We start from the raw sequence: 20,097 nt of genomic DNA, 5'->3' as shown, positions 1-20,097 counted from the left end.
TATAAGACTTTCAACTTTATCGCTGTGGAAAGAATTATTACAAAATCATTTGCTAGATTAATGGGTCGTGGAACTCATAGAGGTTTCATAACTTATGAAGAATTAAGTAAATCGTTAGGTAAAAGAAATTTATCAGATGAAAATCTTGCTCAAGCTTTTATTCATATCTTAGATGAAAATATTTCATTAGTTGAAAAAAAATCAGATTTTAAAGTTCTTAGAAAAAAAGAAAATTCAAATAAAGAAGAAGGAAAAACAATTGAGAAAAGCGATGATCCTATCAGAATGTATCTTAGAGAAATGGGAGGTGTTGAATTACTTTCAAGAGAAGGAGAAATTGCTATTGCAAAAAGAATAGAGGCTGGAAAGGATGTGATGTTAATTGCATTATCACAAAGTCCTATAACAGCACAACAATTTTTTGAGTGGAATGAAAAACTTCAAAAAGATGAAATTTTAGTTAGAGAAATTATAGATATAGATACAAACTATATGGAAGATGAATCAACTGGACCAAGTGCTAAACAAAAAAATGCAGGAGAGACAGATAAAGATGAAGGCTCTTCAGATGAAGATGATGACTTCAATCCAACTCTTGCTGCAATGGAGACAGAAATTAAACCAAAAGTATTAAAAACAGTAAACACTTTAACTAAAGAATATACAAAGCTTATTAAATATCAAAAAGAAAAATTAGATTGTGTATTAAATTCTCAAAATTTTACACCTGCGAAGGAAAAAGGATATGAAAAAATTGTAAATGATATTTTAGAAAATATTAAATCACTTCAACTATCTCCTTCTGTTTTAGAAGAACTTGTTCAAAAACATTATGTTGAGAATAAAAAAATAATTTCTTTAGAAGGTAATTTATTGAGACTTGCGATGGATCAAAAAATACCAAGAAATGAATTTATAAAATTTTATGTAGGTAATGAAATAAATCCAAATCTTAAAAAATTTTTAGATACAAATTTAGTATGGAAGCAATTCTTTGCAAAAAATAAGGAAGAATTTAAAAATATAAGAGAAAGACTTATTGAAATTAGCTACAAACTTGGAATTTCTGTAACTGATTTTAAAAAATTAGTTAGCAGAATTCAAAAAGGTGAAAAAGAGTCTAGAATAGCTAAAAAAGAGATGGTTGAAGCAAACCTAAGATTGGTAATTTCAATAGCAAAAAAATATACAAATAGAGGATTGCAATTTTTAGATTTAATTCAAGAGGGTAATATTGGATTAATGAAAGCAGTTGATAAATTTGAATATAGAAGAGGATATAAATTTTCTACATATGCAACTTGGTGGATTAGACAGGCAATAACTAGATCAATTGCAGACCAAGCAAGAACAATTCGTATACCTGTTCATATGATAGAGACAATTAATAAAATAGTGCGAACTCAAAGATTAATCTTAAGTGAATTTGGTAGAGAGGCAACACCTGAAGAATTGGCACAAAAATTAAGAATGCCTTTGGATAAAGTTAGAAAAGTTCTAAAAATTTCAAAAGAACCTGTTTCTCTAGAGAAACCAGTTGGTGATGAGGAAGATAGTAGCTTAGGAGATTTCATTGAAGACACAAAAGCTTTAGCTCCATTAGAGCAAGCTATTAAATCTAACCTTGGAGAGGCAACTACAAAAATTTTATCTACCTTAACTCCAAGAGAGGAAAGAGTATTAAGAATGAGATTTGGTGTAGGGATGAATACCGATCACACTTTAGAGGAAGTAGGTTTGCAGTTTTCTGTAACAAGAGAAAGAATTAGACAGATAGAAGCCAAGGCTCTTAGAAAATTAAAGCACCCAAGTAGATCTAAACAACTAAAAAGTTTCTTAGAAAGCTAGATTGGGCCGTTAGCTCAATAGTAGAGTACTGCATTGACATTGCAGGGGTAGTTGGAGCGTAACCAACACGGCCCACCATTTTTGATTTATCTCTATTTGATAAGTTAATAAAAATGATATATCTAACTATTGTTTTGGGCCTGTAGCTCAGTTGGTTAGAGCAGTACACTCATAATGTATTGGTCCCAGGTTCGAGTCCTGGCGGGCCCACCACACTTAATCTTTTGATATACCTGCTAGTTTCTGCAAAAGGTATATTTCTTTATCAGTTAACCCTTTTTTATTTAATTCAGCAATTATTGTTTTTTTAAGATTCTTAACTGCTAAAAATGAAAGAATACCTACAGTTAAAGTAATTAACGAAATCCAAAAATTTGAGAAATTTATAAGCGTTAAAAATATTGAAATTGTGATCCAAAAAATTGTTAAACTAATAACAATAATTTTTTGACTTTTTAAATCTTTAATTTTTAAAAAAAATAAAAACATTAAAGTTATAAGCATTAAAATTCCAGAAATTGTAAACCACAAAAAAATTGAAATATCAGATGCACTTCCACCTACAAAAGTATCTTCCAATGCGTCATTAACGAAGTATAAAATTATTCCTTTGTACGATGAATAAATAAAAAAAACGGAAGAAGTTAAAGCTGAAATTAAAAGTATTAATTTAGTTGAAATTTTCAAAATTAATTAGCTATTTGAAAAATCTCTTAATTTTGAAATCAATGCATCGATATTACCATCAGCACTAAGAATAATTGAATTAAATTCCTCTTTCTGAGTTCTTGCTAAACTTAATCCTTCAATAATAAGATCTCTAATAAGTGGTTGTTCCTTATTTTTTGTATAGATTCTCCAATCTATTTTGACTGCTGGTCTCTTATCGGTCGCCACAAGAGTACTTGAGACTATAGTGTAGTTTTCATTTATTTTTTTTTTTGAATCAACGTTTATAATTGGATTTGAATATTCTGCCAATCTACTTGAGAAGCTTTGTAAAAAATATTCAGTGAATACTTTTTCATATTCATTTTTTTGTTCGTCAGATGCACTTTTCCTATGTGTTCCAAGTGAATAGAAACCTATACCTCTTATATCAACTGTATCTAAAGCTATCGATTTTAATTTATCCATCCTTTCTTCTTTTGTTAGACCGCTACTTAAAGTTTCAGCAGCTCTATTGACAGTAGACTGAACAAAAACATCTGCTTCTATCGAGAAACAGTTTGTTAAATTAAGATTAAATAAGATTAACAATATAAGTAATTTTTTCATTTTATTGGAATAATTAATTATTTGTTTTCGATTTCTTCCCAGCCATTATCATCTTCAAAAATTATTTCTAAGTTTCCTCTTTGAAGGTTTTTAATTTTATTTTCTCTATCTTGTAAATATAAACTTCTGATAGAAGCATAAAAATCTATTGAATTTTTTTCAAGGTTTTCAAGTGACTCTATGTTATTTGCTCTAAATTCGATACCACTTACACCTTTAGATGCCAAATAAACTCCTTCACTCAAAAATTCATTGTTCCCATGAGTAGAAGCATTATACCAAGGGTCCCCACCCACTATATTAACAAATGATCCTGTAGTGTCCCTAACGGTAGATGGCCCTAGCACTGGAAGCACAAGGTAGCAACCTGGCCCAAATCCCCATTTACCTAATGTCTGACCGTAATCTTCTCTTACGTATTTTGGAAATCCCATTTTATTAGCAACATCAACAAATCCTAAAATCCCAACAGTGCTATTAACTAATAATCTTCCCGTATTAACGAATGCAGTTTTAACATCACCTTGTAAAACATTATTTGGGATTGTTATTAAGTTAGATAAATTTCTTACTGCATTGCTTGTGCCTGTTTGCACTCCTTCTGGTAGTTTTCTATATCCTTCTGCAATAGGTTTTAATAATGCTTTATCAAGACCTTGGTTAAATGAAAAAGTTGCTCTATTTAACTTTTCAAAGCAGTCTCTAGTTTTTGTTATTTGCTCAGTTTTCTTTTTGTTTAAAGTGTTTTCTCCATCTGATCCAGCATAGGCATTAAATCCTTGTAGGAAGATTAGAACAGAGATTATTAATATTTTCTTAAGCATTGGTCACCTTATATTATATAAATTCTTATAATAAAGGAATTTTTTAAATTAGAAAAATGTCGATAAAGTGTTTAATAATTGGTGAAAATAGACCCCAAATTGAGCATGAAAATTAATCCAAATTATTCACCTAATTTTGATTCAAAAAAAAGGAGTTTAGATAAAATTAATTTCATTATTTTTCATTATACAGGAATGAAAAATGAGAAAAAAGCTATTGATAAATTATTAGATATTAAGTCCAAAGTAAGTTGTCATTACTTTATAAAAAATAACGGTGAAATTTTAAGAATGGTACCTGACTCATATACTGCTTGGCATGCAGGAGTTTCTAGTTGGAAAAAGTTTAAATCTTTAAATAAAAATTCTATTGGAATTGAAATAAGTAATCCTGGTCATCAGTTTAAGTATAAAAAATTTTCAAAAGAACAGGTTTATTCTGTAATTAAATTAACAAAATATATTATTAAAAAATATAAAATTAATCCAAAATCAATATTAGGTCATTCGGATATTGCACCAGATAGAAAAAAAGATCCAGGTGAAAAATTTCCGTGGGAATTTTTGTCAAAAAATAAGATAGGTATCTGGCATGAGTTAAAATCAAACGAAATTAAATTTTATAGAAAATTAAAAATAAGCAACATATTAAAAATAAAATTTATAAATAATCTTTATAAAATTGGATATCCTAAGAACTCGAAAATAAATAAAAATAAATACATCAAAAATATCACTTTTGCATTTCAAAGGAGATTTAGACAAGAATTGATAGACGGGAAAATTGATAAAGAATGTTTGTTAATAAGTAAAAACCTAATAAAAAAGCTTAATTAAATTGTCTTGTAATTTTTAAGTTTGATAATAAGTTAACTCTGCCAGATAAATGACTTGTCGCTTTAATTTATTTTAAAGAGGAAAGTCCGGGCTCTACAAGGACACAGTGCCAGGTAATACCTGGCGGGGGAGACCCTAGGGACAGTGCCACAGAAAATAAACCGCCATAACATGGCAAGGGTGAAAAGGTGTGGTAAGAGCACACCGGTTCTATTGGTAACAATGAACGCTGGAAAACCCCACTGGGAGCAAGACTAAGTAGAGATGACATTGTTGCAAAGCTAAAAGCCGTCCTTGGCTAGTCATCAGGGTTAGTTGCTTGAGTTTAAGAGTGATCTTAAGCCTAGATAAATGATAAGTTTAAATGACAGAACCCGGCTTATAGTTTATCTGGCACTCAAAAGTTTAATAAACAAAAGAAACAAAAATCAATAAGATTATTGTTCTAAGTATTAGAATAAATTAAATAGAATAATAAAAAGCATCTTCATTATTTAAGCAGACTAATAAATTAAGAACACATCCATCCCCATTCATAATATTTAATTTTTCCCTATAAAATGACTTTAATTAAGCACAGAATCAACATTTGACTATCATTTTAAATACCCATATATTCCCATATATTCCCATTTATGGAATTTATAAAATTAAAAATATATGTTTTTATCTACTTACGAGAACAAATTGGACAAAAAAGGGAGGGTGTCTGTGCCTGCTAGTTTTAGATCTCATCTGTCCAATTTAGGTTATAATGGAGTAATTTGTTATCCATCTTTTAATAATTCCTCGATAGAAGCATGCTCTCAAGACAGAATTGAAAAAATTTCATTAGCGATAGACTCTTTAAATCCTTTTGAGGAAAAAAGAGATTATTTTGCAACATCAATATTGGCAGAAAGTACTAATTTACAGTTTGATAGTGAAGGTAGAATTTCTCTTTCATCAAAATTATTAAAACATGCAAAAATAAAAAATAGCATGTTGTTTGTTGGTCAAGGTCAAACCTTTCAAATATGGGAACCAACAGCATTTGAAAAATTTAAGACATCAGCAAGAAAAAAAGCAAATTTAAATCGAGCAAGTCTTAAATGGGAAAAACATTTAAACAACAACGAGGGGAAATAAGATGACAATTAACTTTAAAGCACCAGAGATTAAAGAACTGCAGCCACGACTTTTAGTTTTAGGAGTAGGTGGAGCTGGAGGAAACGCAATAAATGAAATGATTGATAATAAACTTCAAGGAGTAGAGTTTATTGCTGTAAATACAGATGCTCAAGATTTAAAGTTAAGTAAAGCAAAAACTAGAATTCAAATTGGTTTAAATTTAACAAAAGGTTTAGGTGCAGGTGCAAAATTGGATATTGGACAAGCGGCTGCTGACGAATCTTTAAATGAAATTGTAAATACACTTCAAGGTGCAAATATGGTTTTTATTGCGGCTGGTATGGGTGGTGGAACGGGCACTGGTGCTGCTCATGTCATCGCTAGAGCTGCTAAAGAATTAAATATTTTAACTGTAGGTGTTGTGACTCTTCCATTTTTATATGAAGGCCCCTCTAGAATGAGAAGAGCACAACAAGGATTGGAAGAATTAAGAAAGCATGTGGATACTATAATTGTAATTCCAAACCAAAACTTATTTAAAATTGCAAATGAACAAACAACTTTTGAAGAGTCTTTTAATCTGTCAAATAATGTTTTGATGCATGGAGTTCAGAGTATTACAGATTTAATGGTAAGACCTGGATTAATTAATCTTGATTTTGCAGATGTTGAAACTGTAATGGCCTCAATGGGTAAAGCAATGATGGGCACTGGAGAAGCTGAAGGTGAAGGTAGAGCACTTAAAGCTGCGGAGATGGCAATCAGCAATCCATTAATTGACGATTATACTTTAAAGGGTGCTAAAGGGTTACTAGTAAATATCACTGGTGGTAAAGATTTAAAACTTTTTGAAGTTGATGAAGCAGTTAACAAAGTAAGGGCAGAGGTTGATCCAGAAGCTGAGTTAATTATAGGAGCAATAACTGATGCTGACTTAGACGGAAAAATGAGAGTTTCAATTGTTGCAACTTCATTAGATGGACAACAACCTGAATCTAAATCAGTAGTAAATATGGTGCATAGAATACAAAATCGTAATCCTGGTTACTCTGATTTTTCGAATATGGGGTCTCCAGCATTTAATTTTTCAAACTCATCAAGCCCAATTACTCATGGTGCTAACGCTCTTAAGGTTGAGAATGATATAGTTCATGAACAAGAGCAAGTAAGTGTTGAAAATAACTTGATGAATGAAAATTTTGCTACAGAAAATAGTGTAGTTACAGAAAACATTGTAGATGACAGCACCGTAAATGAAATGGAAAAATCTTTTACTCAAGAAGCAGTAGAAACATTTGAAGAAAAAAATCATGATGAAAATGTTCAAGAAGAACCATCAAATGATCTCAAGGAATTTGGTGTAGATTCAGATTCACCAGATTTATTTAGTTCAGAAAGTGAAAACTCTTCACCTTCAGATTTGTTGAATTCTGAGGATCAAGAAGATGAAGACGATCTTGAAATTCCTGCTTTCCTAAGAAGACAAAAAAATTAATGGTCTTCAAAGAAATAAATGGAAGCCACCATAGTACCGGATGTACAAAAACATTATCCTGTACTGCTAAAAGAAATTATTAGCGTTATCACCCCTCAACATGGTGGCACATTTATTGACTGTACATTTGGTCAAGGTGGATATTCAAAAAAAATATTAGAGTTTGAAAATACAAAAGTAATAGGACTTGATAGAGATATAGAAAGTCAAAAGGTTGCAAATTCAATTTTAGAAAACTTTGAAGAAAGATTTATTTTTAAAAACTTGAAATTTAGTCAATTAACTAATTTAAAAATAAAAAATGAAAATATCAAAGGTGTTATTTTTGATCTTGGATATTCATTAACACAAATGAAAGATCCAAAAAAAGGGTTATCTTTCAACTCAATGACAGATTTAAATATGCAATTGGGTTTAAATAACTATTCAGCTGCTGATGCCATAAATAAACTTGATGCGAAAGAGTTGGAGAAAATTTTTAAATATTTTGGAGATGAAAAAGATGCAAAATATATTTCTAAAAATATTATTAAAGAAAGATTAAATAAGAAAATTGATACACAGGGTTTAATTAAAATTGTTGATAAATCAAAAATAAGAAAAAATTTTAAAGTTCATAATTCAACTAAAGTTTTTCAAGCTCTTAGAATTTTTGTAAATAAAGAAATAAGTGAATTAATTTATGGACTGATAAATGCTACAAAAGTACTAAAAAAGGGAGGTGTTTTAGCAGTCGTTACGTTTCACTCTTTAGAAGATAAAATTGTAAAATATTTTTTAAAAAGTCTTTCTCAAAATAAAAGTATTTCAAGATACACACCTCAAACAGAACAAAAAGAAACTCTTTTTAGTTTAAGTCAAAAAAAACCAATTGTTCCATCTGATCTTGAAATAAAAGAAAATCCTCCTTCGAGATCTGCAAAACTAAGATATGCAATTAAGAAAAGTGATTTCTTTAATTTTGAAACAGATATAGAGGAAAAATTTAAAAATTTTTTAGAAATAGAAAAGTTTGGAGATAAGCTTTGAAAAAATTATTACTAGCACTAACAATTATAATTTTAGTTTTAACCACAGCAATTATCAAAAATACCACAAAAAAAATCGAAGATAAAATATTCGCTTATAAAGAAAGTGTAAGACTTTTAAAATCAGATTTAGAAAATATTCTGTTGGAATATGATTATTTAAGTTCTGCTGAAAAATTATTAGAATATCAATCTTTATATTTTGAAGATCAATTAATTCAAAAAAAAATAGAAGATATTAAAATTTATAATGTTTCAGAAAATGTAAATAAATTAGAGGATTATAAAATAACTAAAGAAAAATGAGGAATTTTAAAGAAAGATTAACAATTGAAGATCACAAAAATGATTTTGTTTATAAAAAAAGTAGTACTGGATTAAATATTCAATTTAATCGAGTTGCTTTTATTTTTTTTGCCTTTTTTGTTATTTTTTCAATATACACGATACATTTAATTCATTTAGGGTCTCGAGAGGCAAAAATTGAAAATACAAGCAACACACTTCCTTCCAGTAGTGATCTTTATAGAGCAGATATTTTAGATATTAATGGAAATTATTTAGCAAAAACAGTTAAGTCTGTTGATGTTGGTCTTAAAACTTCAGACATAATTAGTAAAGAAAAATTACTGTTAAGTCTAAAAATTATTTTCCCAGATAAAGATTTTAATGAAATTGAAAAAAAAATAGAAAACAAAAAGTTTTTTTATTTAGAGAAAAAAATTTCAGAGGAAAAATATGAGCAAATTATGAAGTTAGGAGATAAATCTCTTATCCCTGAAGAAAAAGTGCTTAGAATGTATCCACAGAAAAATCTTTTTAGTCATGTTTTAGGACAAATAGATAATGATAATAATGGTATTTCTGGATTGGAAAAATCGTTAAATGAAAATCTCAGATTATCCAGAGACCCAATTAAATTAACTGTTGATAAAGACATTCAATTTTTAATTAGAAAAGAATTATTAAAATATCAGGAAATTTTTAAAAGCAAAGGAAGTGCAGCAATTTTAATGGATGTTAATAATGGCAATATACTCTCTTTAGTTTCGTTACCTGATTTTAATCCAAATGAGAGAAAAAATATATCGGATGTAAATTATATTAATAGAGTAACAAAAGGAACATATGAGCTTGGTTCAGTTTTTAAGGTTTTTACTTATGCAAGTGCTTTAAATGAAAAATTAATTAAACCAGATACAGAATTTTTAGATTTACCAAAATCAATTAAATGTGACAGATATAGAATAGGAGAATATGATAATGAAATACCTTCAGATTTAACTGCTGAGCAAATTTTAGTTAGGTCTGGAAATATAGGATCTGTACGAATTGCTCAAAAAGTTGGTCCAGAAAAATTTAAATCTTTTTTAGAGGATATTGGAGTGTTGAGACAAATTGATTTTGATTTTGAAGAGGTGGCACCACAAATTGATTATGATTTTGGAAAATGTAGATTAGCAACGGCATCTTTTGGTCATGGAGTAGCAACAACCATTCTTCAACTAGCAAAAGGATATGCAATTTTGGCCAATGGTGGCTATGATGTAAAACCAACATTGGTTTTCAAGGAAGATAACAAAAAAAATAACAACAAAAGAATTATTAATAAAGGAATTTCAGAACAAGTTGTTAACGCTTTAAGAAAAATTGTTAACACAAAGGAGGGTACTGCTAGATTTGCAGATGTTCAAAATTATGAAATTGGAGGTAAAACAGGAACAGCCGACCAACCAGAAGGAGGAAAATATTCAGAGGCAAAAATAAATACTTTTAGTTCGGTATTTCCAACATCAAATCCACAATTTGTATTTGTTGTGATGTTAGATACACCCAAAAAATCAAAAGATTACTATTATAAGTATAGGCATAGAAAAGGTGGATGGAAGGGAACACTTTATAATACAGCTGGGTGGACATCAGTAGAGGTAGCAGGCAAAGTAATTGATAAAATTGGGCCTATTTTAGCCACAAAATATTTACAGGTTTACTAACAATGTTACTTGGAAAGTATTTTAATGGTATTCACAAAAATTATAAAAAATTATTTTTTTCAGGCATTTCTTTTAATACTAGATCATTAAAAAAAAATAATATTTTTTTTGCAATTAAGGGAAATAGTATAGATGGAAATAAATTCATTTGCAAAGCTATAGAAAAAGGTTCTAAAATAATTGTAACAGAACAAAAAATAAAAAATTTTCGTAATGGAATTTTGTTTATAAGAACAAAAAATATAAGAAAATTATTAGCAGAAGTCTCATTTAAAATTTACAACAAAATACCAAAAAATTTAGTAGCTGTTACAGGAACCAATGGAAAATCTTCAGTTGCTGAATTTTATCTTCAAATAATGCAATTAAATAAAAAAAAGGTTGCTTCAATTGGAACACTAGGGGTTAAATCAAAAAGTATAAATTTAAATTTATTTAATACAACAACTGATCCAATTAATTTAGGTCAGATCTTACAAAAATTAAAAAAAGATAAAGTTGATAATGTTATTATGGAAGCCTCCAGTCATGGATTAAAACAATATAGATTAGATGGATTAAACTTTAAATCTGGAATTTTTACAAATTTATCACAAGATCATCTCGACTATCATAAAAATTTAAAAAATTATTTAAAAGCGAAACTTTATTTATTTGAGAATTTAATAGAAAAAAAAGGAAATATAATTACAGATAAAAATATACCTCAATACAAAACAATCAAAAAAATCTCTTTAAAGAAAAAATTAAAATTATCAGCAATAAATGAAAAACAAAATAATTTTCAAATACTATCTCATAGTTATGAAAATGAAAATCAATTGATTAAAATAAAACATAAAGATTCAATTAATGAAATTAAATTAAATTTAATAGGTAAAATTCAAATCAAGAATATTTTGATGGCTGCGATTGCAGCACAAAAAAGTAATATAAATTTTGAAAATATTTTAAAAGTCTTACCAAAATTAAAACCAGTTGAAGGTAGATTAGAAAAAATTGGAACAATTAAAAATAATTCAATTGTTATTCTTGATTATGCACATACTCCTGATGCTTTAAAAGTTTGTCTTTTAAATATTAGGGAGCAATTTCCTGATAAAAAGTTGAATCTTTTATTCGGTTGTGGTGGGAATAGAGACCAAAACAAAAGGATGAAAATGGGTAAAATAGCAAGTATTTATGCAGATAATATCTATCTAACAGATGATAACCCTCGTTACGAAAACCCAATAAAAATAAGAAAAGATATTAAAAAGGGTATCAATGCTAAGAAAATTACAGAAATTTCTAATAGAGGAAAAGCAATATCGGAGGCAATTAAAAATTTGAAAAGTGGAGATGTTTTATTGGTAGCGGGAAAAGGACACGAAAACATACAGGAAATTGGTAAAAAGAAAATTAAGTTTTCTGATAGAATAAAAATTCTAAAAGAAATTAATAAAAAAAACAAAAATTTATCAGATCAATTAAAGTTAAATATAATTAAAGAACTTTCCAAAACTCAAAAATTATCAAAGTCTATTTCTATAAATAATGCTTGTATTAATTCTAAAGAAGTAAACAAAAACGATATATTTTTTGCTATCAAAGGAAAAGTAAATGATGGAAATAAATTTGTTTCACAATCATTTAAGAAAAAAGCATCATTCGCAATTGTAAACAAAATTCAAAATAATCTTGATATTAAACGGCAAATTAAAGTTAAAAATACCTTAAAATTTTTAACAAATGTTTCAAAAGTATACAGAAAAAATATAAGCACTAACATTATAGCTATCACTGGTAGTTGTGGGAAGACTACACTCAAAGAACTATTGGGAAGTGTGTTGGGAAAAATTTCAATCACAAGTATATCACCAAAATCTTATAACAATAAATTTGGAGTTCCTTTAAGTCTTCTTAATATTAAAGAAAATGATCAATATGGAGTTTTAGAAGTAGGAATGGACAAAAAAGGTGAGATTGATTATCTAACAAAAATAATTGAGCCAAATATTGGAGTTATTACAAATATAAATTATGCGCATGCAAAAAATTTTAAAAATATAAAAGAGATTGCCTTAGCAAAATCAGAGATTATAAATAATATTAAATTAAATGGTTCTATTATCTTAAATGCAGATGATAAATTTTTTAAACTTCATAGGCAAATTTCTAAAAAGAAAAAACTAAAATTAATTTCATTTGGTATCAAAAGCAAAAGAGCAGATATTAAGTTAATAGATATTAAATCGTTTGGAAAAAATTTTAAAATTAAAATTAGATTTATGAATGAAATTAAACATTTTATAATCTCTGATGACTATCAAAACAATATTTATAATATTCTATCCGCATTAGCTGTTATTAGTGTGAATTTAAATATATTTAATTTAAATAAAAATATTTTTTTAAATTTCAAAATTCCTGGTGGAAGAGGGGATCATTCATTAATAAAGATAAATAATAAAAAAATAAATTTAATTGATCAAAGTTATAACTCAAACCCATTATCATTAAGTTCAGCTATTAAAAATTTTGATAAAATAAAGTCAACCAAGTCTAAAAAATATTTATTGCTTGGAGATATGTTGGAGCTTGGTAGTCATTCTAAAAAACTTCATGAATCTATTGCTCCATTAATAAATCAAACTAAAATTGATAAGGTTTTTGTAAAAGGAAAAATGGCTTCTTTGATATATAAAAAAATATCTAATAGTAAAAAAGGTAAAATATTAAGTAACAATTCCCAGATAGATGATTTGATTAGAAATGATATTAAAAACAATGATTATTTAATGATTAAAGCCTCACTTGCGACAGGTTTCAATAAGATAGTTAATGAAATAAAAGGTTTAAACTAAATGCTATACCAGTTTCTATTAAATTTCGTTGATAATTTTAGCTTTTTAAACGTCTTTAAATATTTAACTTTTAGAACAGGTTTATCTTTTTTTACATCATTAGTGATAGTTCTATTTATTGGTGGACCTTTTATAAAATTTTTTTCAAATCAAAAAATTTTTAATCCAATCAGAGAGGATGGACCTGAAGACCACATAGTTAAAAAAATTGGAACACCAACAATGGGTGGAATTATTATTTTACTTGGCCTAGTTATTTCAGTTATTTTATGGGCAGATTTATCAAATATTAATATTTTATTTTGTTTATATATTGCTCTTTCATTTGGATTACTTGGTGCATTTGATGATTATAAAAAAATTAAGCAAAGTAATTCCTCTGGTATTTCATCAAAGTTTAAAATAACTGTACAAATTATATTAGCATTACTAGGTATAGGTCTTTTTGTTTATTTGAATGATTATCAAGATTTAAATAATTTATATTTTCCTTTTTTTAAAAATTTAATAATTAATCTTGGATGGTTTTTTATACCTTTTGCTGTATTTGTAATAATAGGTTCTTCTAACGCTGTAAATCTTACAGATGGTCTAGATGGTTTAGCAACAGTACCAGTAATATTGGTAGCAGCTTGTTTTGCATTTATAAGTTATGTAACTGGAAATATTGTTTTTTCAAATTATTTGCAAATTCCTTATATTGAAGGAACAGGTGAAGTTGCAATTTTTTGTGGTGCAATTATTGGAGCTTGCTTAGGATTCTTATGGTTTAACGCTCCTCCAGCTAAAATTTTTATGGGAGACACAGGCTCTTTATCTTTAGGTGGTTCTTTAGGAGCTGTAGGTATTATAACAAAACATGAGATTGTTTTAGCAATAACAGGAGGTCTTTTCGTTTTAGAAGCTGTCTCAGTAATGGTTCAGGTAATTTCATTTAAACTTACAGGAAAAAGAATTTTTAGAATGGCACCCATACACCATCACTTTGAGAAAAAAGGTTGGCCTGAGTCAACTGTAGTTATTAGATTTTGGATTATCTCAATAATTTTAGCAATGATAGGACTTGCTACGTTAAAATTAAGATAATGAAAAATAAAAAAAATATTTTTTTAAGAAAAAAAATATTAATATACGGATTGGGAAAAAGTGGAATATCTTCATACAAATTTTTAAAAAAAAAAGCAGATGTTTATCTTTTCGATGATAATTCAAAAATAAACAAAAAATTAATTAGTTTAAGTGAAATTTCAAAAATAAGCTTTGATGTAATTATTATTAGTCCTGGAATAGACATTTCGAAATGTAAATTATCAACGCTCTTGAAAAAAAATTCACAAAAAATTTATACAGATCTTGATGTTTTGTACTCTTTTTATGATAACCTGAGCATAACAATCACAGGCACTAACGGAAAATCAACTACAGCAAAAATACTACATGATGCTTTAGTTGATCAAAAAAATGATGCTCGATTAATTGGAAATATAGGAAATCCAGCGCTTGCAGAGAAAAAAATAACAAAAAAAACAATTTTTGTGATTGAAGCCTCTTCGTATCAGCTAGATTATTCAAAGATTTTTAGATCAAAATATAGCTTAATTCTAAATATTTCAGCAGATCATATTGAGAGACACAAGAACCTTAAAAACTATGTCAATGCAAAATTTAAATTAATTGAGTCACAAGTTAAGGGAAATTTTGCGTACGTTAAAAAAAATGATTTATTAATTTCAAAAAAAATTAAAAAAAATAAATTTAAGTCAAAAATTTATAAAGTTGATATCTCAAATTTGAAAAACATAATTGATAAGATTACTAATAAATACTTTGCTTCTGACGGCAATAGAGAAAATCTTTCATTTATTTTTGAAATTGCACCTAAATTGAAACTTTCTAAAAACAAATTAATCCAAACAATTAATAATTTTAAGGGACTTGATTATAGACAACAAATTGTTTTTGATAAAAAAAATTTAACAATAATTAATGATTCTAAATCAACAAGCTTTGCTTCTTCAGAAAATATATTAAATAATTTGAATGATGTTTATTGGATTTTGGGAGGAATACCAAAAAAAAATGATAAATTCAAATTATCTAAAATAAAATGTAAAAATATAAAAGCTTTCATTTTTGGTTCATATCGAAATAAGTTTCATAAAGTTTTGAGAAATAAATTAAAGGTTAAAAAATATAAAACCTTAAACGAAACCTTAAGTGCAATTTTCTTAGAAATAAAAGATCAAGAAATTAAAAAAAATATAATTTTTTTTAGTCCTGCCGGTGCATCATTTGATAGTTTTAAAAATTTTGAAGATAGAGGAGATTACTTTAATAAAGTAGTTAAAAAAATAATATATGCAAAGTAATAGCATAATTTATAAATTTTATTACCAGTGGTGGAAAAATATAGACAAACCTATATTATTTTTAGTTAGCTTTTTATTCACAATTGGACTTTTTTTCTCTTTAGTGTCAACATCACTCATAGCTTCAGACAAATTAGATACCAACAATTATTTCTTTTTTTTTAAACATTTAATTTATGTAATTATCGGAGTAATTTTAATTTTTATTTTTTCATCTTTAAATCAAGATAAATTGTATAAATTTTCAATAATTCTCTTTTTTATTTCATTACTCTCTTTGTTTTTAGTACCTGTAATTGGCATAGAAGTTAAGGGGTCAAGGAGATGGATCGATTTAATTTTTTTACCAAGATTTCAACCCATAGAAATAGTGAAACCTTTTTTGATTGTAATTTTTGCAATTATTTTATGTAAAAATGAAACTAATATTTTATTCAAATATTTAGCATCAACAATTTTAATGACTTTAGTTTCTTTGCTACTGATAATTCAGCCAGACATTGGCCAAACATTATTGGTAGTTTTTTTATGGGCTGTTTTGATATTTTGTTCAGGTATTAATTTATATTTTTTGCTCACAATCTTTTCCATTGGATTAATTTTGTTGTCATATATGATTATTTACATACCAAAATTTAATTATATTAAAGCTAGAATTTTTTCATTTTTTGATAAAGAAACAGGTACTCATAATTTTCAATCAGATAAAGCAATAGAGTCAATAACAAGTGGAGGTTTTTTTGGAAAAGGGATAGGAGAAGGAACATTAAAAAATAGAGTACCAGAAGCGCATACTGATTATATTATTTCGGTAATTTCCGAAGAGTTTGGTGTGATTGCCATAATTTTAATCTTAATTTTGTTTTTAGTCCTAATTTATATGGTTTTTAAAAAAATCAGTTTTGAAACTGAGGAGCAAAATAAACTTATTCTAATTGGATCAGTAAGTTTAATTCTTATGCAGGCAGCAATTCATATTGGAGTTAATATAAGATTATTCCCAACAACTGGAATGACATTACCTTTTTTGAGTTATGGAGGCTCTTCAATTGTAAGTACCTCAATATTGACAGGTATAATTTTAAACTTAACAAAAAGAAAAATATAATAAGTGAAAGAAAAAGTATTAATTTCCACTGGAGGTTCTGGAGGACATGTCATTCCTGCAATTACAATTCATGACCATTTAAAAGAAAAATATGAAACAATAATCTCGACAGATTCTAGAGGATTAAAATATTTAGAAAAAAATGATTATAGATCTATTTTAATAGATACACCTCAGTTTAATAGCTTAATACTTTTTCCTTTTAAATTATTTAAAGTCTTAATATTAACAATTAATTCACTAAAAATATTAAAAAATGAAAAAATTTCTTACTTAATTTCAACGGGTGGGTACATGTCGTTACCTTTATGTTTAGCAGCAAAAATTCTAAATATTAAAATTTTTTTAATTGAACCAAATATGGTTTTAGGAAGAGCGAATAAATTTTTTTTAAATTTTTCTAAAAAATTAATTTGTTATTCAAACAACTTAAAAAATTATCCAAAAAAATTTGCAAATCAGAAAAAAATTTCAAAACCCTTTATAAGAAAAAAATATTATGAATCAGATTTATTTAAAAAAGATGTAAATTTATTTACCATTATGATTATTGGAGGTAGTCAAGGAGCTAAAATTTTTGATTCACTTATTAATGAATCAATTTTGAGTGTCTCAAAATCTTGCTTAATTAATGTAATCCATCAAACTAGTGAAAAAAACATAAATTATTTAAAAAATTTTTATAAAATTAATAATATAGAAAGCAATGTTTTTAGTTTTGATCAAAATTTAAATGAACTCATGAAACAGTCTGATTTATGTATATCAAGGTCAGGAGCTTCAAGCTTAGCTGAAATGTCATTAATGAATATTCCTTTTATCGCTGTGCCACTTCCTAGTTCCAAGGATAATCATCAATACGAAAATGCTAAATATTATTATGATAAAAATTGTTGTTGGATAATTGATCAAAAAAAATTTGATAAAAATAAATTTGAAGAATTATTGTTGAAAATATCAAAGAAAGATGAAGATTATGTTGCAAAAAAAGAAAATTTAAAAAAATTAAATTATCAAAATACTTGGAATAATGTTAATCAAAATTTATTGGAAATTTTAAATGAAAATTGAATTAGCTAAATCAGAGGTTATTCATTTTGTTGGTATAGGTGGGATAGGGATGAGTGGCCTTTCAATGATAATGAAGAGAAAAGGTTTTAAAGTTCAAGGAAGTGATATTTCAAATAATAAAAATATTAATAGAATTAGAAAAGAAAAAATCAAAGTTTATATTGGACATAAAAAACAGAATATAAATAAGGCTACAATTCTGGTTGCTTCTTCTGCAATTAAAAAAAATAACCCAGAATTAATTGAGGCAAAATCAAAAGGTCTACCAATATACAAAAGAGGAGAAATGCTAGCAAACATTGTGTCTCTTTCTAAAAATATTGTTGTCGTTGGCTCTCATGGTAAAACAACAACTACTTCTTTAATTGCATCAATTTTTCAGAATACAAAAATAGACCCAACTATTATTAATGGAGGAATTATAAATTCGATAAATAATACAGCAAAACTAGGTAAAAGTGATTGGTCTATATTAGAAGCTGACGAGTCTGACGGTAGCTTTATATTTATTCCTCCAACTTACTCTATCATAACCAACATTGATAGAGAGCACATGGATTTTTATAATTCGATGAAAAAATTAAATAAATATTTTATTGATTTTGTTGAAAAGGTTCCATCTTTTGGAAAATCATTTATCTGTTTAGATGATAAGAATAACAAAAATCTAATAAAAAATATTAAAAAGAAAAATTTCTATACATACGGTGAAGACTCTAAATCAAACTTTTCTATAAAAAATATAAATCAATTTAAAGAATTTTCAAAATTTGACTTATTAATAAAATTACCAAATAAAAAAAATCGATATTTAAAAAATATAACAATCCCTCTACTTGGAAATCATAATATTAAAAATGCAGTTGCTGCTCTTGCGGTATCTTTGACTGTTGGAATATCAATATTTGACATAAAAAAAGGACTTAAAAATTTTAAAGGTGTTCAAAGAAGATTTAATAAGATTTTTTCTTTTAATAATGTTGATTTTTTTGATGACTATGCACATCACCCAACTGAGATAAGAGAAGTACTTAATGGGGTAATGAAAGTTTATAAAGGTTATGAGAAGATATGTATTTTTCAACCACATAGAATATCAAGAGTAAAAGATTTAAAAAAAGAATTTAGTTTCGCTTTTAGAGATGCTGATAAAGTAATTTTATTTCCAATTTATAATGCTGGTGAAAAAATGAAACTCGGATTTAGTTATCTTAGTTTTGCAAAACAAATTATCAAAAATTCGAGGGTTGAATTATTGATAATTGAGGATCAATTGCAATTAGCAAAATATGTAAAAAGTAATATTTATGGAAAAAAAATTGTCATTGGTATGGGTGCTGGTTCAATTTCAAGCTGGATGAGAGAATTACCTAAATATTTATAATGAAAACTAATTTGAAAGAACTGTCGGAAGAGTTTGGTCAAAACCTTAAGCTAGACTATGATTTAAAAAAAAAAAATTGGTTTAATATTGGTGGCAAAGCTAAAATTTATTTTAAAGCAGATAATTTAAAAGACTTAATCAAATTTTTAAAAATTATAGAAAATAAAGAAAATATCTTTGTCTTAGGTGGAGGATCCAACACATTAATAACTGATGACAAATTTGACGGTGTAGTAATCAAGCTTGCAAATAATTTTAATAATTTATCAGTTCTGTCAGATGATATAATTATTGCAGGAAGTATTGTTACTGACAAAGTATTATCAGAATTTGCATTAGAAAGTAGTTTGGGTGGTTTTGAATTTTTATCTTGTATTCCAGGTACAGTTGGGGGTGGAATAAAAATGAATGCTGGCTGTTTTAATAGAGAATTTAAAGATATTCTAATTTCGATTCAAGCAATTACTAAATCTGGCCAGGTATTAACTATACCTGCAAAAGATATAAATTTTAAATACAGAGATAGCGGTTTATCTGATGACCTTATTTTTTTAAGCGCTTCCTTTAAAGGGTTTAAGAAAGAAAAAGAATTAATCCAAAATGAAATGAATTTTTTAAAAGAAAAAAAAGAAAAAGCACAACCAACAAGAATTAAAACTAGCGGAAGTACTTTTAAAAACCCTTTAGATAAATCTGAAAAAAAGGTTTGGGAACTAATAAAAGAGTCTGTTCCATTAGATATTTCTTTTGGTGATGCATATATTTCAGAAAAACACTGTAATTTTTTTGTAAATAAAGGTAATGCTAAATTTAAAGATATGAAGAGTTTGATTGAATATGTGTCAAAAAATGTTTTTGAGAAAACAGGTGTAAAGTTAGAAACTGAAATTAAAATTTTAGAATAA

Annotated in this window: 17 protein-coding genes, 2 tRNA genes and 1 other RNA gene; 17 read left to right on the top strand and 3 right to left on the bottom strand. The window is 26.9% G+C overall.

Annotated features, from left to right (window positions below):
• Nucleotides 1-24: 24 nt before the first annotated feature.
• The 3 genes from rpoD to ACTTAS_RS05115 all read left to right on the top strand — a co-directional run bounded on the left by rpoD (nt 25) and on the right by ACTTAS_RS05115 (nt 2,061).
• Nucleotides 25-1,848: an RNA polymerase sigma factor RpoD gene (rpoD, locus tag ACTTAS_RS05125; protein WP_440678574.1), complete on the top strand. Its 1,824-nt coding sequence runs from the start codon at nt 25-27 to the stop codon at nt 1,846-1,848.
• 3 nt (nt 1,849-1,851) lie between these two features.
• A tRNA-Val gene (locus ACTTAS_RS05120) sits at nt 1,852-1,926 on the top strand.
• A 58-nt stretch (nt 1,927-1,984) separates the two neighbouring features.
• Nucleotides 1,985-2,061, top strand: a tRNA-Ile gene (locus ACTTAS_RS05115).
• Nucleotides 2,062-2,064: 3 nt separating this feature from the next.
• Here the strand turns inward: ACTTAS_RS05115 and ACTTAS_RS05110 are convergent.
• The 3 genes from ACTTAS_RS05110 to ACTTAS_RS05100 are packed head-to-tail and all read right to left on the bottom strand — an operon-like array spanning nt 2,065 to nt 3,950.
• A complete protein-coding gene (locus ACTTAS_RS05110; protein WP_440678573.1) occupies nt 2,065-2,535 on the bottom strand; it encodes a hypothetical protein in 471 nt (156 codons plus the stop codon).
• 6 nt (nt 2,536-2,541) lie between these two features.
• Nucleotides 2,542-3,126: an MlaC/ttg2D family ABC transporter substrate-binding protein gene (locus tag ACTTAS_RS05105; RefSeq protein WP_440678572.1), complete on the bottom strand. Its 585-nt coding sequence runs from the start codon at nt 3,124-3,126 to the stop codon at nt 2,542-2,544.
• A 17-nt stretch (nt 3,127-3,143) separates the two neighbouring features.
• Entirely contained in the window at nt 3,144-3,950 is an 807-nt protein-coding gene (locus tag ACTTAS_RS05100) for an MlaA family lipoprotein (protein WP_440678571.1), read from the bottom strand.
• 105 nt (nt 3,951-4,055) lie between these two features.
• Between ACTTAS_RS05100 and ACTTAS_RS05095 the strand changes: the two genes are divergently transcribed.
• The 14 genes from ACTTAS_RS05095 (at nt 4,056) to murB (ending at nt 20,097) form a co-directional block, all read left to right on the top strand.
• Nucleotides 4,056-4,787: an N-acetylmuramoyl-L-alanine amidase gene (locus tag ACTTAS_RS05095; RefSeq protein WP_440678570.1), complete on the top strand. Its 732-nt coding sequence runs from the start codon at nt 4,056-4,058 to the stop codon at nt 4,785-4,787.
• Nucleotides 4,788-4,828: 41 nt separating this feature from the next.
• Nucleotides 4,829-5,185, top strand: an RNA gene (gene rnpB, locus ACTTAS_RS05090) — RNase P RNA component class A.
• Between the two features lie 262 nt (nt 5,186-5,447).
• On the top strand, nt 5,448-5,915 hold the full coding sequence (gene mraZ, locus ACTTAS_RS05085) for a division/cell wall cluster transcriptional repressor MraZ (RefSeq protein ID WP_440678569.1): 468 nt from the start codon (nt 5,448-5,450) through the stop codon (nt 5,913-5,915).
• A 1-nt stretch (nt 5,916) separates the two neighbouring features.
• Nucleotides 5,917-7,392, top strand: a complete 1,476-nt coding sequence (ftsZ, locus tag ACTTAS_RS05080; protein WP_440678568.1) for a cell division protein FtsZ — start codon at nt 5,917-5,919, stop codon at nt 7,390-7,392.
• Between the two features lie 18 nt (nt 7,393-7,410).
• Entirely contained in the window at nt 7,411-8,421 is a 1,011-nt protein-coding gene (gene rsmH / locus ACTTAS_RS05075; protein ID WP_440678567.1) for a 16S rRNA (cytosine(1402)-N(4))-methyltransferase RsmH, read from the top strand.
• Nucleotides 8,418-8,726: a cell division protein FtsL gene (locus tag ACTTAS_RS05070; RefSeq protein ID WP_440678566.1), complete on the top strand. Its 309-nt coding sequence runs from the start codon at nt 8,418-8,420 to the stop codon at nt 8,724-8,726. The genes rsmH and ACTTAS_RS05070 overlap by 4 nt, the downstream gene beginning before the upstream one ends.
• Nucleotides 8,723-10,414 (top strand): peptidoglycan D,D-transpeptidase FtsI family protein, encoded by a 1,692-nt coding sequence (locus tag ACTTAS_RS05065; protein WP_440678565.1) that lies wholly within the window; start codon nt 8,723-8,725, stop codon nt 10,412-10,414. The genes ACTTAS_RS05070 and ACTTAS_RS05065 overlap by 4 nt, the downstream gene beginning before the upstream one ends.
• Nucleotides 10,415-10,416: 2 nt before the next feature.
• On the top strand, nt 10,417-13,260 hold the full coding sequence (locus ACTTAS_RS05060; RefSeq protein ID WP_440678564.1) for a UDP-N-acetylmuramoyl-L-alanyl-D-glutamate--2,6-diaminopimelate ligase: 2,844 nt from the start codon (nt 10,417-10,419) through the stop codon (nt 13,258-13,260).
• A complete protein-coding gene (mraY, locus tag ACTTAS_RS05055; protein ID WP_440678563.1) occupies nt 13,261-14,346 on the top strand; it encodes a phospho-N-acetylmuramoyl-pentapeptide-transferase in 1,086 nt (361 codons plus the stop codon). It abuts the gene before it with no gap.
• On the top strand, nt 14,346-15,629 hold the full coding sequence (gene murD / locus ACTTAS_RS05050) for a UDP-N-acetylmuramoyl-L-alanine--D-glutamate ligase (protein ID WP_440678562.1): 1,284 nt from the start codon (nt 14,346-14,348) through the stop codon (nt 15,627-15,629). Before mraY ends, murD begins: the two co-directional genes overlap by 1 nt.
• A complete protein-coding gene (locus ACTTAS_RS05045; protein ID WP_440678561.1) occupies nt 15,619-16,737 on the top strand; it encodes an FtsW/RodA/SpoVE family cell cycle protein in 1,119 nt (372 codons plus the stop codon). Before murD ends, ACTTAS_RS05045 begins: the two co-directional genes overlap by 11 nt.
• A gap of 3 nt (nt 16,738-16,740) precedes the next feature.
• Nucleotides 16,741-17,808, top strand: a complete 1,068-nt coding sequence (locus tag ACTTAS_RS05040) for a UDP-N-acetylglucosamine--N-acetylmuramyl-(pentapeptide) pyrophosphoryl-undecaprenol N-acetylglucosamine transferase (RefSeq protein ID WP_440678560.1) — start codon at nt 16,741-16,743, stop codon at nt 17,806-17,808.
• On the top strand, nt 17,798-19,192 hold the full coding sequence (gene murC, locus ACTTAS_RS05035; protein ID WP_440678559.1) for a UDP-N-acetylmuramate--L-alanine ligase: 1,395 nt from the start codon (nt 17,798-17,800) through the stop codon (nt 19,190-19,192). Before ACTTAS_RS05040 ends, murC begins: the two co-directional genes overlap by 11 nt.
• A complete protein-coding gene (gene murB / locus ACTTAS_RS05030; protein WP_440678558.1) occupies nt 19,192-20,097 on the top strand; it encodes a UDP-N-acetylmuramate dehydrogenase in 906 nt (301 codons plus the stop codon). The genes murC and murB overlap by 1 nt, the downstream gene beginning before the upstream one ends.

Origin of the sequence: Candidatus Pelagibacter sp. HIMB1611, from assembly GCF_052047715.1 — a bacterium.
In the GTDB taxonomy this organism is placed as follows: Bacteria; Pseudomonadota; Alphaproteobacteria; order Pelagibacterales; family Pelagibacteraceae; genus Pelagibacter.
This window is presented reverse-complemented; position numbering and strand designations above follow the sequence as displayed.